Source organism: Arthrobacter sp. 9V (genome assembly GCF_902506065.1).
Taxonomy (GTDB): domain Bacteria; phylum Actinomycetota; class Actinomycetes; order Actinomycetales; family Micrococcaceae; genus Arthrobacter.
The window spans coordinates 1-1064 of record NZ_LR732962.1 but is presented as its reverse complement, the minus strand read 5'-3'; the positions used below and the strand labels follow the sequence as shown (position 1 = coordinate 1064).

General features: G+C 66.9%; 1 protein-coding gene. It reads left to right on the top strand.

Features of this window, described 5'->3' with window-relative positions; translation table 11 throughout:
* A partial coding sequence (locus tag BACI9J_RS22770; protein ID WP_159736658.1) for an MFS transporter occupies positions 1-903 on the top strand: 903 nt, incomplete at its 5' end.
* Between the last annotated feature and the right edge of the window lie 161 nt (positions 904-1064).

The following is a 1064-nucleotide window of genomic DNA, read 5'->3' as shown; positions in this document are numbered from 1 at the left end:
CGCGTCATGCTGGCCGTCTGCGCGCTCCCCGCGATCGCCCTCTTCGTCGGCATGCTCCGGGTGCCGGAGTCGCCGCGCTGGCTCGCGTCGAAGAACCGTTACGACGAAGCACTCTCCGTCCTCGAGCAGGTGCGGACCACCGACCGTGCCCGTGCCGAGCTCGACGACATCAAGCGGAGCAACGACATCGAGGCGAAGGTCGAGCGCGTCAGCGGGTGGCAGACGCTGCGCGGGAACAAGTGGCTCATCCGCATCGTGCTCATCGGCGCCGGACTCGGCGTCGCGCAGCAGCTCACCGGCATCAACTCGATCATGTACTACGGCCAGACCGTGCTCATCGAGTCCGGGTTCCAGGCATCGGCAGCCCTCATCGCGAACATCGCACCCGGTGTGATCGCCGTGGTCGGTGGCGTCATCGCCCTGTACAACATGGAGAAGATCAACCGCCGGACGACGCTGATCCTCGGGTTCACGCTGACGACGACCTGCCACTTCCTGATCGGCATCGCGTCGGTCGCACTGCCCGAGGGCAACCCCGCTCGTCCGTGGGTGATCCTGTTCCTGGTCGTCGCGTTCGTCGGCTCGATGCAGACCTTCCTCAACATCGCCGTGTGGGTCGTCCTGTCCGAGATCTTCCCGACCCAGATCCGCGCGCTCGGCATGGGCATCTCGGTGTTCTGCCTCTGGATCGCGAACGCGTTCCTCGGGCTGTACTTCCCGACCATCGTCGCCGCGACCGGCATCACCGGGACGTTCTTCGGCTTCGGGATCGTCGGGCTCCTCGCCCTGCTCTTCATCTGGAAGTTCGTGCCGGAGAGCCGCGGCCGCACCCTGGAAGAGGTCGAAGAGGGCGTCACCACCGGCAACATCTTCACCGTCCCCGTGAAGGCGTCGCGCCGCTAGGCCGCACCACGCTGCAACGAGTGCGCAGAAGACGTCGGGTCGCCCCAGGGCACCCGGCGTCTTCTGCTCATTCGGTGTGTGACGAAGCACGCAGACGGACGGGAGGCCCGGTGCCAGCTGGCACCGGGCCTCCCGTCCTGTGGTCGCGTTACGGGCGCAGG